Consider the following 13,443-nt stretch of genomic DNA (forward strand, 5'->3'; position numbering starts at 1 on the left):
GGCCATCACGGCAGGTGATTGATCCGCCCGGTTTCCCATCCAGACTGTGTTCGGGTGATCTCGGTCACTGACAAATTGTCGATGCGATGCGAAAAAGCCTCTTCTGCTGTCAGGCATTCCGCCCGCTGCACCTGTGTCAGGATCATCCCGAAATGACCAACAATGATCAGATTGCGTCCGTAATGGGTGGTGATCAGATCGTCGATCACCGCGTCGACCCGGGCCCGCACTTCGTTCCAGCTTTCGCCGTTTGGTGGGCGCACATCTCCGGGCGTTTCCCAATAGGCCCGGATATGGTCGGGGTCTTCGGCATCTATTTCGGCCCAACTGCGCAATTCCCAGGCACCAAAGTGGATTTCGCGCAGCTCTCGCTGATGAGGCAGGCGGTGCCGGTCCCGTTGGATGGCGGTTGCTGTGTCTGCAGCGCGGGACAGGTCGGACGAAATGACCAACGCATCCTTCGGCAAAAAATCAGAAAGGCGGGACAATTGCGCAGTGTCTGACAGATCGGCAGGCAGATCAGACCATCCCACCATGGTTTTTGCGTGCGTTGGCCCGTGGCGCACCAGAAACAACTGGGTCATGGCAATTTCCCTTTCAGAACCTGTGGCAGACCGACAACAACCTGCACGACCAGATCCGCTTGACCCGCGAGAAGGATGTTCAACCGTCCCTGCGCTTCGCGAAATTGGCGGGCGAGCTTGTTTTCTGGCACGATGCCTTGTCCGGTTTCGTTCGAGACAATCACCAGATCGCCCTTGCAACGCGCGATGGTCTCCTGCAACCGGATCTGCTGCGCGCCCAGATCATGTTCGGCCAGCAGGTGATTGGTCAGCCACATGGTGGCACAATCCAGCAGACAGATGTCCTGATCGGTCAGTGCATCCAGCACGGGTGTGACGTCGAACGGGGCTTCGTGAGTGATCCACCCGGTGCCACGTTGCGTGATATGTTTGTCTATCTTGGCCTGCATTTCATTATCAAAGACTTGTGAAGTGGCCAGATAATGTCTTTTTTTTCCAGTATTTAGGCAAAAATCTTCGGCGTATTCGGACTTGCCCGAGGCCGCGCCGCCAAGAATGAATGTGACTCTGGAATGCAAGTTCATTACCCTTTTAGTCAGAAACTGCCATATACGTGGGTACCTGCAGCGCGTCTTTTTCTCAATCCCTGCCTGAAAGGTTCGGATTTAAGACGGCAAGAGCAACCCTGAAAAAAATCTTGTGGCCGGATTGATCCAAAGCGACCGCAGCTGCGTATCCATTGATATAGAGCCATTAAGCAGGGGGAAGCCCATGCCGCTTGACCGACAAAATAGTGATATCCTGCCCCGGCAGGCGATGAAGGCAGAATTGCTGGATGCAGAGACCGAGTCAGCGCTGGCGTATGCGTGGCGAGATGACCGGGATGAAGCCGCGCTGCACCGACTGATCACGGCGTACATGCGATTGGCGATTTCGATGGCGTCGAAATATCGTCGCTATGGCGCACCAATGAATGACCTGATCCAGGAGGCGGGTCTGGGGCTGATGAAAGCGGCGGATAAATTCGATCCGGATCGCGGCGTGCGTTTTTCGACCTATGCTGTCTGGTGGATCAAGGCGTCAATTCAGGACTATGTGATGCGTAACTGGTCGATGGTGCGCACCGGGTCGACGTCCAGCCAGAAATCGCTGTTCTTCAATATGCGGCGTGTTCAGGCTCAATTCGAACGCGAAGCGGCTGCAGACGGGATGCGTCTGGATCGGCACCAAATGCACGAAAAAATTGCGTCTGAAATCGGTGTGCCCATGCGGGATGTCGAAATGATGGACGGGCGATTGGCAGGCAGCGATTTCTCGCTGAATGCGGTGCAATCGGCGGACGAAGAAGGGCGGGAGTGGATCGAAGCGCTGGAAGACGACAGTCAGCAGGCCGCTGAACTGGTCGAGGAACGTCATGATCGCGAACAGCTGCGGACTTGGTTGGTCATGGCAATGGATATTTTGACCGACCGGGAGCGCTTTATTGTGCGCGAACGCAAGCTGCGGGATCCTGCCCGTACGCTGGAAAGCCTGGGGAATGAGCTGAAGCTGTCCAAGGAAAGGGTGCGACAGCTCGAAGCAGCTGCCTTTCAAAAGATGCGCAAGAGCCTTGAAAGCCAGAGTGCCGAGGTGCAGAACTTTCTGTTATGAACAGATTTTGCATTTCAGGTCTCATGAGCGTCCAGTGTGTGCTGGGCGCTTTGGTTTTTGCCGCAACAGAGCTGACCGCAGCCCCTCTGGTGGAAGGTATGGCGCAGGCGGATGTGGTGATACTGGGCGAGGTACACGATAACCCCGAACATCACAAAACGCAGGCCCGGATGGTCCAGGCCCTGACGCCAAGGGCCGTTGTGTGGGAAATGCTTACGCCTGAACGGGCAGATGTGTTGGACAAAGGCGTTACAGCCGACCCCGATCAATTGGCCAGGGACTTGCAGTGGTCGGACACTGGCTGGCCGGAATTTTCCTTTTACGCACCGATCTTTGCCGCGAGCCAGGGGGCTGCACACTATGGCGGGCAGGTTCCCAGGTCGCAGGCGGGCGACGTGATGCAAAATGGCGCGGCCGCATTCTTTGGCGCTGAGGCCGCGCAATATGGTTTGAAAGACCCGCTTCCCGCTACCGAACAATCAACACGCGAAGCTGATCAGCTTGCCAATCACTGTGATGCAATGCCCAAAGACATGCTGCCCCTGTTGGTTGAATTTCAACGACTGAGGGATGCGGTTTTGGCCCGCGCGGTTGTGCGGGCCTTTCGCGAAACCGGCGGACCTGTGGTGGTGATCACCGGCAATGGCCATGCCAGAACAGATCGCGGCATCCCGGTCTATCTTGCTCAGGCGATGCCCGGGCTGGTGTCCTTTTCGCTGGGACAGTCCGAGGACGGGCAAATCAGCGGCGCGTTTGATGCTGTTGTCGATGCTGCTGCTGTCGATCGTCCGGACCCCTGTCTGGCGTTTCAAAGCGACTGAGCCAAAACCGTTTCCATTCCCGGCACGCGCGCAATAATGTCAAAGAGATTGCAGGTAAGGACGGGCAAATGCTGGCTGACAAACATATCCTTCTGATCATTGGTGGCGGCATTGCGGCCTACAAATCTCTCGATCTGATCCGGCGGTTGCAGGATCATGGTGCGCGCGTCACCCCTGTGCTGACCCGCGCTGGCGAAGAATTCGTGACCCCGCTGTCGGTTTCCGCATTGGCCGGGGCCGGCGTGCATCGGGATCTGTTCGATCTGACATCCGAGGCCGAAATGGGCCATATTCAACTGTCCCGCAGTGCTGACCTGTTGGTTGTGGCTCCGGCAACCGCCGATCTGATGGCCAAGATGGCGCAGGGGCTGGCGAATGATTTGGCGTCCACCCTGTTGCTTGCCACTGACACGCCCGTTTTGGTCGCACCTGCCATGAATGTGCGTATGTGGGAACATCCCGCAACCCAACGCAACATCAAAACGCTAAAGTCTGACGGGGTTACCTTTGTTGGCCCGAACGCAGGTGCCATGGCCTGTGGTGAATTCGGCCCCGGTCGGATGGCCGAACCTGACGAGATCGTCGCCGCGATCGGGGCTGCGTTGAAGGACGGTCCATTGAACGGCAAGCGTATCCTTGTCACTTCGGGTCCGACGCATGAACCCATTGATCCGGTGCGCTATATCGCCAACCGATCATCTGGCGCGCAGGGGGCTGCGCTGGCTGCGGCTCTGCGGGATCTGGGGGCCGAGGTGGTATTTGTCACGGGCCCAGCGGATGTGCCGCCGCCGTCGGGTGTTGACGTGGTGCCTGTTCAAAGCGCCCAGCAGATGTCGGACGCGGTCGAGGCTGCGTTGCCTGTGGATGCTGGCGTTTTTGCTGCGGCGGTTGCCGATTGGCGGGTGGCCAGCGCGTCAGACAAAAAGCTGAAGAAAAGTCGGGACGGATTGCCAACGCTGGCATTTGCGGAGAACCCGGATATTCTCAAACGCGTGTCCCACATGACCCAAGGACGGCCGGGGCTGGTCGTGGGGTTTGCGGCAGAAACCGATGATGTGATCAATCACGCCACGGCCAAACGTTTGCGAAAGGGGTGTGATTGGATCGTGGCCAATGACGTGTCGCCCGCAACAGGCATTATGGGTGGGAGCGAGAATGCAGTGGTTCTGATCTCCGAAGACGGGGCCGAAGAATGGCCTCGTATGGGGAAAACCCAAGTGGCGCGGCAACTGGCTGACCGGATTGCAGCGGCCTTGGTTGGGTGATCCCACCCTTGGCGAGAGTGAGTTGCGCGATAGGCCCAAGAGTAGGCCCGCATAGTATTGCGCCATGTGAAGTGCGCCATGTGACCTGTAAAGTTTGGTCGGACCGTGAAGCGGTGCCACCGGTTCAAAAACCAATGGCCGATCGGGATGCATGGATCGACGCTGAAACATCGCAGCACCCAGCCAAAAACGCTGGAGGTGATCGCAGACCTATTTGGATTGGAGGGAACGGTGATGTGATGTGCCGGGCTGAAGGCACCTGGGGGTCTCTGGTGCGTAGGTCATGCCGTTTTGTCGATTTTCCGACGCAGTGCCGGACACAGGATTTTCGCAGCCACAGTCGGATGAAGGCGACAGTGTGCTAGGTGAGAACTTGCACGCCTTTTTGGGTTCCACGGTCGGGTATGCCATGGGCGCGAGCAGTATGACCTGGTGTGACGTGGGACTGGGTTGCCCAAGTCAAAGCCATTGATAGTCTTCTGCCCAGACCGCTCGGTTTCTGGTTTTTGGGCCGCACTCCATCTGCCAAGGAATAGTGCGACGGGCGTTCAGTGGTATGAGCGCGATTGCCGTTGAATTTGCCCTTTCACCCGAAGTGAAATGTACACGACGGTTGAACTGCCGGTTTCCATTTTGATGCCGCGTAAACTGGGGATTCATTGAGTTTGAAAGGAGACTAACGGCGGTTACGGCGAGGGCAGTTTGGAAAGTTATTGATCATTTGGCTTGCAGGATCGCCATATCTCAGATCAGGAGTGATTGTCGTTCATGGTTGGGAAAAGGGCATTGAACCTTGGAACACCCGAGGCGTTTCAAACCCTTGCGATATATTCATTCATAGACAAGGAAATTGGTGGAGCCTAGGGGGATCGAACCCCTGACCTCTTGCATGCCATGCAAGCGCTCTCCCAGCTGAGCTAAGGCCCCGTGCCACATCCGCGTATTTCGCGGTGTGAGCGTCGTTTAAGCGACGATGGCGCAGGCTGCAAGGGCAAAATGCACCAACTTCTGATAATTTTTGACACCCGATTTTAGGGGGTATCGGTCGTGCCCGGGCCTTGTCGGCCCAGGCCCGAAATCAGCTTTCGTCGTTCTCCGAAGGCATGTCGGCGATTTCGTCGAGCGAGACATTATCGTCGTCGTCATCGTCGTCCAGAACGTCATCACCCAGATCCACATCGATGGTTTCTTCATCGTCCAGGACCAGGTCTTCGGTTTCAGAGCTTTCCTTTGCCTTCAGCGTTGCCGCATCTTCGGAATCAGCGGCGATCATGCGGCTTTTGCCGAGCTCCTGCTGGACCACTTCGCCCGTATAGGGGCTAACGATTGGGTTCTTGTTCAGGTCGTAAAACCGTTTACCGGTGGTCGGGCAAACGCGCTTTACCCCCCATTCTTCCTTGGGCATGTGTATCCCCTCGATTATCTGATGAGTCGTATCGACGATTCCGGTCTCCTGCCATATGAGGTGGGGACTGTCAAAGCCTTTGGAAACAGGGGGCCGCCATGACGCAGTATCATTTGCCCGGAAATCCGCCTGTGCCGCTGGCCTTGCGGCGGTCCGGGCGTGCCCGTCGGATCAGTCTGCGGGTGTCGCAATTGGATGGTCGGGTCACGTTGACGGTGCCAAAAGGCGTGGCGGATCGCGAGGCGTTGGAGTTTGCCGAGAGCAAAGCCGACTGGATTCGTGGGCATCTGGCGAAACACCCTGGAATTGAGGTCCTGGGTTACGGCAGCCAACTTCCAATCGAAGGGGACATGCGGACCGTTGTGCCCATAGCGGGGCGTCGTGTCGTCTTGTCTGAGACCACCGTGGGTGTGCCGGGGCAGGAGCCGGGCATTCGGCTGCAGGCCTTTTTGAAGCAGGCGGCGCGGGATCGGCTGGCCGGAGCATCTGACCGCTATGCTGCCCGATTGGGCGCGACGTATTCCAGGATCACATTGCGCGACACACGGTCCAGATGGGGGTCGTGTTCCAGTCAGGGCGCGCTGATGTATTCCTGGCGTTTGATTTTGGCACCTCCCGAGGTTCTGGATTACGTTGCGGCGCATGAGGTGGCGCATTTGAGCGAAATGAATCACTCGGCCGCCTTTTGGGCAAAGCTCGAAAGTTTGTATGGGGATTATCGGCCCGCCCGCGATTGGTTGCGCCGCGAAGGCGGAGCATTGCATCGGTTCCAATTCTGACACCGCTGATTCTGCATTTGGCGGCGGTGGGCTCCCGCCCCAATTGGATGTTCCGGCTGTCGCCGGAAAACCCATTTGAGTTGGGCGTGGCAGCGTGCGTACCGCACGCTGCCATCCCATCGAACCGGCGTGGCACTGCGCGCATTGACGCGCAGTGCCACGCCCAACGGAAGGTGCGGCATTTTCATGCCGCGCCGACGGGCGGGAGGGCTTGTGGTTGACCCGACCTCTGGATGTGATCACAAAGGGTTCATGATAGCCCCAAGACCATCTGACGCCGAACTGTCTGCCCATGACAGGGTGTATCGCACCTTGCGAACCCGGATCATGCATGGCGAAATCGCCCCCGGTGCGGCGCTGACGTTGCGGGGGATTGGCAAAGAATTTGATGTCTCCATGACACCTGCCCGCGAGGCCGTGCGCAGGTTGGTGGCCGAAGGTGCTCTATTCCTGTCCAGTTCAGGCCGTGTTTCGACACCGGAGCTGAGTCATGATCGGATTGAAGAGCTGGCTGCGCTGCGCGCTTTGCTGGAGGTTGAGCTGGCCAGCCGGGCGTTGCCACGTGCGCATATTGCATTGATCGACCGATTGCATTCGATCAATGTCACCGTGGCCGAAATGGTGTCCAAACGCGATGCAGTGGGCTATATCCGCTCGAACCTCGAATTTCATCGCACCCTGTATCTGCGTGCGCAGGCTCCGGCGATGCTGGCCATGGCCGAAACCGTATGGTTACAGCTGGGGCCGACGATGCGGGCGTTGTATGGGCGGCTGCGCCGGACGGAACCGCCGTATAACCACAAGCTGATCATTGCCGCGCTCAAGGCCGGTGACGAACCGGGATTGCGCCTGGCGGTCCGGTCGGACGTGACACAGGGGCTCAAACTGCTCGCGGGATAAGCCCCGTGTTGGGTCAGAGTGGCAGAGCCACGCCGGAAGCGGCGATATGGTATCTGATGGCTTGGCCCGGAGGAGAGATCCGGGCTAGGCTGGTGGCAAAACCAAATCACAAACCAAATTTGAGCAGGACATCACCATGAAACAGAGCGGATTGGGCAGGCGCAGCTTTTCACTTGGGTTGGGAGCAGCCTTTTTGACGGCCTGTACCGGTGGGGTCCCAACCACGCCGGCGGCACCGACACGCATGAAATCGGTTCCCAATGCTGGGTATGATGCCTGGTTGGCCAGTTTCCGGGCGCGCGCGCTGTCCCAGGGGATTTCACAACCAGTCCTGGATCGCGCGTTTCAAAGTGCAGGGTACCTGCCGGGGGTGATTGAACGGGACCGCAACCAGACCGAATTCACGCGCACGCTCGAGGACTACCTGGCGATTGCCGCGTCGGATGAACGCATATCCGTCGGACGCCAGATGCTCCAGCGTCACCGAAATGTCCTGCTGGAGATCCAGAACCGATATCAGGTGGAACCACAGGTCGTGACGGCCATTTGGGGGCTAGAGAGCCGCTATGGCGCGCGCAGGGGTGATATTCCGGTGGTCTCGGCGCTGTCCACGCTGGCTTATGACGGGCGGCGTGGTTCGTTTTTTGAAAGCCAGCTGGTCGCTGCGCTCAAGATTCTGCAAAATGGCGATATCAGCTCGGACCGCATGACCGGGAGCTGGGCGGGCGCTATGGGCCACACCCAATTTATCCCGACCTCCTATTTGGCGTATGCGGTGGATTTCCGCGGCGACGGGCGGCGTGACATCTGGTCGGATGACCCGACCGATGCCCTGGCCTCGGCAGCGGCCTATCTGAAGCGATCCGGTTGGAAGCAGGGGCAGCCCTGGGGTGTCGAAGTGCGATTGCCCAGCGGGTTTGATACAGGTTTGACGGGGCGCGACACAAAACGCGCACCCAACAGTTGGGCCGCCTTGGGCGTGCGTGATATGTCCGGGCGTGCAGTGCCGGATCATGGAGCCGCGTCGATCATCATTCCATCGGGGGCGTCCGGGCCTGCCTTTATGATCTTCAATAATTTCAAGGTAATCACCCGTTATAACAACTCTACCAGCTATGTGATCGGGATTGGTCACCTGTCCGATCGCCTGGTGGGTGGCCCGGCGATCAAGGGGAAGTTCCCCCCAGACAAGACCGGCATGACGTTGGATGACCGCAAGGAGATGCAGGAGCGTTTGACCCGGGCGGGATTTGACACCCAAGGTGCCGATGGGGTCATCGGATCCAACACAAAGAGCGCGATTTCAGGTTATCAGAAATCCCGCGGTCTGACCGTGACGGGCGAACCTTCGCTGGACTTGTTGCAACGACTGCGCAAAGGGTAATCAGCATCAGCTCTGGAGTGTCAGCGCGGCAAAGAACAGCAGGAACAACTCACGTTCGCTGGTGATGTCCAGCTTGCCATAGATCCGGCGTTTGTGGTTCTTGATGTTGCCCACTGACAGATCCAGCGTCTGGGCGATTCCAGCCGTGCTGTGGCCTTGGAGCGTCAGCCTGACAATGTCGCGTTCACGCGGTGTCAGATCGATCCGGGACACCCATTGGTCGATCTCCAACATCGCCGGGGTAGCATCAGCACCGGAATAGATCGTCCAGACAAACCGGGTTCCGACGTTGAAGTCCTGGGCGATCGAGGTGCGTATCGGGACCGCCTGAGGCGTGTTCTGCTGATGCCATTCATTGGTCATCCAGATCGTGGTGCCCAGGGCGTTTGTCGTGCGCCAGGGCCGCCCCAAAGACGGAGAAGCGGAGTATTCATCGGCCAGGATCAGGGCCCGTATGTGCTGCCGATAGAGCGCGGCGATGGTGGGGTAAAGCCTATCCAGCGTATCAACGTCGGTTTGATGGAATTGGCCCCTTCGCTTGTTGAAAAAGAAGGCCACGGAATCAGTGTCCACCGCTGGTGCAAAAACGCCAATCTCGTCAGTCACATCGATCTGGGGCAGGAACTCATCCGTGTAGCGTGAAAACGCACCATTGCGTGTCAGCTCTTGCAGCCAAACCACGCCTGATGTGCGCCCTTGGCGCCAAAAGGGGACATAGGGGTCGCTGCTGACGTATTTCTTTAGGTACAGTTCGGCCAGGTGTGACGGGAAAGTGTGCGAATGGATCAGGAATCTGGGATCATCGTGGGTGGAGTAGCGGGCCATGGTAATAAAATCATGGTCGATTGCGGCCCCCACCGCATCGGCGAGCAGTTTTTCGAAATCCGATGTGCCTATGGCGTCGATGGCCGTGGGCAAAACATGAAACAACGACAGGTTTTCGACCAAGTCTGCGGTGGATTTCCCTGTGCCCGTGCTCACTCCAATGCCGCTCCCTTAAGACGCAGATAATAGGGCAGGTGGTGTTCGAGATAGGTCTGTGCCTTGGGTTCCCGGCGGGCGAGGGCAAAAAACATGCGCTCCTGTTCGGATATATCGGCCAGTGTCAGGGGGCGGATGGACTTGGAGGCGCTGACGTCGCCGTGCCAGCCATCCACCTGCTGCCAGTCGGTGGGTTTTTCGTCCTGCCAGTCAAAGGCGGCTTCGGAAAACGGCAATCCAATGCGATCCCACATGTTTGCCAATGCAGCGCGGGTGTCCTGTCGCACGGTTTCGGCCTCGATCACCACGGGCACTTGACCGGCCGCCTTGAGCGCCGAGTAATGCCGCCATTGCGCCTCTAATCCGATTTCCTCTTGGGTCACCTCGGCATCCAGTTTGAAATATGAGGGAATCGACGCCATCGGATTGCGGATCAGAAAGCAGTTGATCAGCCGATCCTGAAATGCCTGGTCCGCCAGAATATGCGGCATGACGTAATAGCTCATGTCCTTGAAGAACACGGGCCGGGTTTCGGCGCGGTGTATCAAGGTGTTGCGGATGTCCTGGTAGGCGACGGGGTGGCCAGGTTGCACATCGAAGTGGGGCATCTCGCGCACCTTTCGATTGACATAATAGTCATACATGAAGGGTTCATGCGCACAGTCCAAATCGCCGCGTTCGCGCATCACACGTTCCATCGCTGTGGACATGGAGCGCGGATGGGACCAAAGGGCAATGATCGGGTGCATCTTGTAAGTCTCCTGTTGCCTGCTCCGGTATTGTTCATCGCTGGATGGCACGTGGGAAGAGTGTCAACAGACACTGTTGAGCGAAAACGCGGGGCTGGCTAGAGTCAAACTCCGCAGCCAAGCCATCTGGGTGGTGCCTGATAACACCTCTGTCGCAGGCCCAGTTGCCCCACTGCCCCAGCCCCCGTGTTTCCGGGGCCGTCCCTGTGAGGAAACAATGCCGGGCGTTGGTCTGCAATGATGATGGATACAGGGGAGAGGGGGCTTCACCCTCTGGTCGGGGCTGTCCTGCAGAGCGACCGGGTTTTTGCGGCGACTGCGGGTGCGCCGGTGGACTGCGCCCACATCGGGCTCAGCGGTGCAAAGCATGGCTCGTCGAGAATAACATTTTGACCAGCAAGTCAGAAGGGCCGGTTGACCCTTCCAAAACGGGTTAAGCTGCCAGCCCTTTGGACCCTATATCGAGGAACTTTTTGCGCCGATCCTGCACCAGGGCCTTGGCGTCCATGTCCTGCATGTCCCCCAGCAACGCAGTGATCGCGTCGCCAACGGCCTGGATTGCGGTCGCCTTGTCGCGGTGCGCGCCGCCTTTGGGCTCGGGGATCACACGGTCTACCACGCCCAGGTCGAACAGATTCTGCGCAGTCAGGCGCAGCGCCTCTGCGGCTTCGCGCATCTTTTCAGCGTCTTTCCACAGGATCGACGCACAGCCTTCGGGGCTGATCACCGAATAGATCGAATGTTCCAGCATCGCCACACGGTTGGCGGTGGCAAAGGCCACGGCACCACCGGATCCACCTTCGCCTATCACCACGCTGACCAACGGCACGCCGATCTGCAGGCAGGCTTCGGTGGCGCGGGCGATGGCTTCGGACTGGCCGCGCTCTTCGGCCCCTTTGCCGGGGTAGGCACCGGGGGTGTCAACCAGAGTGATCACTGGCAGACCAAATTTCCCGGCCATCTGCATCAGCCGGATTGCCTTGCGATAGCCTTCGGGGCGCGCCATGCCGAAATTGCGCTCGATCCGGGATTTGGTGTCGGTGCCCTTTTCGTGACCGATCACCATGACCGGTTGGTCGTTGAACCGGGCCAGGCCACCCATGACCGCATGGTCATCGGCAAAATTCCGATCACCTGCCAAAGGTGTGTATTCAGAAAACAGCGCCTGGATGTAATCCTTGCAATGGGGGCGCTCGGGGTGGCGTGCCACCTGGCATTTGCGCCAGGGTGTCAGATCCTTGTAGAGATCGTCGAGCAATTGGACAGCCTTGGCGTCCAGCGCCTTGGCCTCGCTCTCTACATCCATTTCCTCGTTGGCCCGGGCGAGAGCGCGCAGCTCTTCGGCCTTGCCTTCGATTTCAGCCAGGGGTTTTTCGAAATCCATATACTGGGTCATGACGCCTCACTCGCGGTGTTCCCCGTTATATGGCCTCAGTTGCCGTCGGATGCAACTCAGCAAGATTTGTGGTTTCGTCCCATGGCATTCAACAGGGGCAACGGACGACAAGAGGATCACCAGGATGACGACCAGCTACGAAGACAGGGTGCTGCGGGTATTGGCCTATATTCACGACAATCCCGCTGGCGATCTGTCGCTGGACAATCTGGCCGACGTGGCGGCGATGTCGCGGTTTCACTGGCATCGGGTGTTTCGTGCCCTGACCGGGGAAACCTGTGCCCAGGCGGTGCGACGTTTGCGGTTGCATCGGGCAGCCAGCTGGCTGGTGACCAGTGACCGGCCCGTGGACAGGGTTGCCTGCGACGTGGGCTATTCCAACCTCAAATCCTTTGCGCGGGCCTTTGCCGAGGCCTATGGCGTCAGCCCCATTGCCTTTCGCAAGGCGGGACGGGCGACGTTAGCCAACCCAACCCTAAAAATCGGAGACTATCCCATGCATCCCGTATCCCTTCGCAATGAACCAGCCCGCCGCCTGATCGGCCTGCCACACACTGGTGCCTACATGGAGATCGGCAAAAGCTTTGAGGCCTTTGGTGCCATGTGCGAATCCCGTCAGCTCTGGCCGCATATGGGGCCTGCTGCGGCGGTTTACTATGACAATCCTGAATGTGTGGCCGAGGCCGAACTGCGCAGCTTTGCCGGAGGCGAATATCGGGGCGAGGATATTCCGCAAGGCATGGAAGAACGGCGGCTGGAGGGCGGGAAAACCGCTGTTCTCACTTACAAAGGGCCGTATTCCGGTATTTCCGGCGCCTATCAGAGCCTCTATGGGAATTGGTTGCCGACCTCGGGCGAAGAACCTGCCGATGCCCCCTGTTTCGAGATCTACATGAACAATCCTCGCGACACCGCGCCCGAAGATCTGGTGACCGAAATCTGCATGCCGCTGAAATAGGCTGTCCGCACACCTGCGCACCGGCGCACCTCATCCTATGACCACCGGATAAAGGGACCCAACCAACAGGGCCGCCATGGTCCAGTTGAATACTACCAGGCGGCGCGGGTTTGTCAGGATCCGCGCCATCTGTTGGCCCAAAACGGTCCAGCTGCTGACACACGGCAGGTTGATGGCACCAAACACCATGGCCACAATGATCACGGATCGGGTGGATTGGTCCGGTGTATAGGCGCTGAGCGCGGTCAGCGCCATGGTCCAGGCCTTGGGGTTGACCCACTGAAACCCAGCGGCTTGCAGGAACGACATCGGGCGACCGACCGCTTCGCCGGCGTTGACGGGTGCCGCATTGGCGATTTTCCAGGCGAGATACAGCAGATAGGCAACCGAGCCGTATTTCAGGATGTCATAGGCCACCGGGTAGGCGTCAAACAGCTGTACCAGCCCCGCACCGACACACAGGATCATAAAGGTGAACCCCAACCCGATTCCCAGCATATGGGCGACGGTACGGCGAAACCCGAAATTCGCGCCAGAGGCCATCAACATCAGGTTGTTGGGCCCCGGCGTGATCGACGAAACAAAGGCAAAGAGCGCAAGCGCCAGAAGGAGATCATAAGTCATGTGGTGA

14 protein-coding genes and 1 tRNA gene are annotated in these 13,443 nt (G+C 58.5%); 7 read left to right on the forward strand and 8 right to left on the reverse strand.

Annotation, left to right across the window (positions count from 1 at the left end):
- Positions 1–5: 5 nt before the first annotated feature.
- Positions 6–584 carry a histidine phosphatase family protein gene (locus K3727_04455; protein ID UWQ92057.1) on the reverse strand — a complete coding sequence of 193 codons (579 nt, stop codon included), beginning with the start codon at positions 582–584 and terminating at the stop codon, positions 6–8.
- Entirely contained in the window at positions 581–1,102 is a 522-nt protein-coding gene (cobU, locus tag K3727_04460; GenBank protein UWQ92058.1) for a bifunctional adenosylcobinamide kinase/adenosylcobinamide-phosphate guanylyltransferase, read from the reverse strand. Before cobU ends, K3727_04455 begins: the two co-directional genes overlap by 4 nt.
- Before the next feature lie 193 nt (positions 1,103–1,295).
- Between cobU and K3727_04465 the strand changes: the two genes are divergently transcribed.
- The 3 genes from K3727_04465 to coaBC all read left to right on the forward strand — a co-directional run bounded on the left by K3727_04465 (position 1,296) and on the right by coaBC (position 4,260).
- Positions 1,296–2,174 (forward strand): RNA polymerase factor sigma-32, encoded by an 879-nt coding sequence (locus K3727_04465; GenBank protein ID UWQ92059.1) that lies wholly within the window; start codon positions 1,296–1,298, stop codon positions 2,172–2,174.
- Entirely contained in the window at positions 2,171–2,995 is an 825-nt protein-coding gene (locus tag K3727_04470) for a ChaN family lipoprotein (GenBank protein ID UWQ92060.1), read from the forward strand. Before K3727_04465 ends, K3727_04470 begins: the two co-directional genes overlap by 4 nt.
- A 68-nt stretch (positions 2,996–3,063) precedes the next feature.
- Positions 3,064–4,260, forward strand: coding sequence for a bifunctional phosphopantothenoylcysteine decarboxylase/phosphopantothenate--cysteine ligase CoaBC (gene coaBC, locus K3727_04475; protein ID UWQ92061.1), 1,197 nt, complete (start codon positions 3,064–3,066; stop codon positions 4,258–4,260).
- 851 nt (positions 4,261–5,111) lie between these two features.
- Here coaBC and K3727_04480 read toward each other — a convergent pair.
- Both K3727_04480 and K3727_04485 read right to left on the reverse strand, forming a co-directional pair.
- Positions 5,112–5,187, reverse strand: a tRNA-Ala gene (locus K3727_04480).
- A gap of 151 nt (positions 5,188–5,338) precedes the next feature.
- A complete protein-coding gene (locus K3727_04485) occupies positions 5,339–5,665 on the reverse strand; it encodes a TIGR02300 family protein (GenBank protein UWQ92062.1) in 327 nt (108 codons plus the stop codon).
- Positions 5,666–5,763: 98 nt separating this feature from the next.
- On the opposite strand from K3727_04485, the gene K3727_04490 reads away from it, so the two are divergent.
- From K3727_04490 to K3727_04500, 3 genes are all read left to right on the forward strand, one after another.
- Positions 5,764–6,444, forward strand: a complete 681-nt coding sequence (locus tag K3727_04490; GenBank protein ID UWQ92063.1) for a M48 family metallopeptidase — start codon at positions 5,764–5,766, stop codon at positions 6,442–6,444.
- A gap of 252 nt (positions 6,445–6,696) precedes the next feature.
- Positions 6,697–7,344 carry a GntR family transcriptional regulator gene (locus tag K3727_04495; protein ID UWQ92064.1) on the forward strand — a complete coding sequence of 216 codons (648 nt, stop codon included), beginning with the start codon at positions 6,697–6,699 and terminating at the stop codon, positions 7,342–7,344.
- A gap of 136 nt (positions 7,345–7,480) precedes the next feature.
- Positions 7,481–8,728, forward strand: coding sequence for a lytic murein transglycosylase (locus K3727_04500; GenBank protein UWQ92065.1), 1,248 nt, complete (start codon positions 7,481–7,483; stop codon positions 8,726–8,728).
- A gap of 6 nt (positions 8,729–8,734) precedes the next feature.
- Here the strand turns inward: K3727_04500 and K3727_04505 are convergent, their stop codons facing one another.
- From K3727_04505 to K3727_04515, 3 genes are all read right to left on the reverse strand, one after another.
- Positions 8,735–9,709, reverse strand: a complete 975-nt coding sequence (locus K3727_04505; protein UWQ92066.1) for a helix-turn-helix transcriptional regulator — start codon at positions 9,707–9,709, stop codon at positions 8,735–8,737.
- Positions 9,706–10,458, reverse strand: a complete 753-nt coding sequence (locus K3727_04510; protein UWQ92067.1) for a hypothetical protein — start codon at positions 10,456–10,458, stop codon at positions 9,706–9,708. The genes K3727_04505 and K3727_04510 overlap by 4 nt, the downstream gene beginning before the upstream one ends.
- Before the next feature lie 433 nt (positions 10,459–10,891).
- The gene (locus K3727_04515; protein ID UWQ92068.1) at positions 10,892–11,854 is read right to left on the reverse strand and encodes an acetyl-CoA carboxylase carboxyltransferase subunit alpha; all 963 of its coding nucleotides are present in this window, start codon (positions 11,852–11,854) and stop codon (positions 10,892–10,894) included.
- A 124-nt stretch (positions 11,855–11,978) separates the two neighbouring features.
- On the opposite strand from K3727_04515, the gene K3727_04520 reads away from it, so the two are divergent.
- Positions 11,979–12,812 carry an AraC family transcriptional regulator gene (locus tag K3727_04520; GenBank protein UWQ92069.1) on the forward strand — a complete coding sequence of 278 codons (834 nt, stop codon included), beginning with the start codon at positions 11,979–11,981 and terminating at the stop codon, positions 12,810–12,812.
- Positions 12,813–12,842: 30 nt separating this feature from the next.
- Here the strand turns inward: K3727_04520 and K3727_04525 are convergent, their stop codons facing one another.
- A complete protein-coding gene (locus K3727_04525; GenBank protein ID UWQ92070.1) occupies positions 12,843–13,436 on the reverse strand; it encodes a LysE family translocator in 594 nt (197 codons plus the stop codon).
- Positions 13,437–13,443 lie beyond the last annotated feature (7 nt).

Source organism: Rhodobacteraceae bacterium M382, assembly GCA_025141015.1.
Classification (GTDB): Bacteria; Pseudomonadota; Alphaproteobacteria; order Rhodobacterales; family Rhodobacteraceae; genus Aliisedimentitalea; species Aliisedimentitalea scapharcae.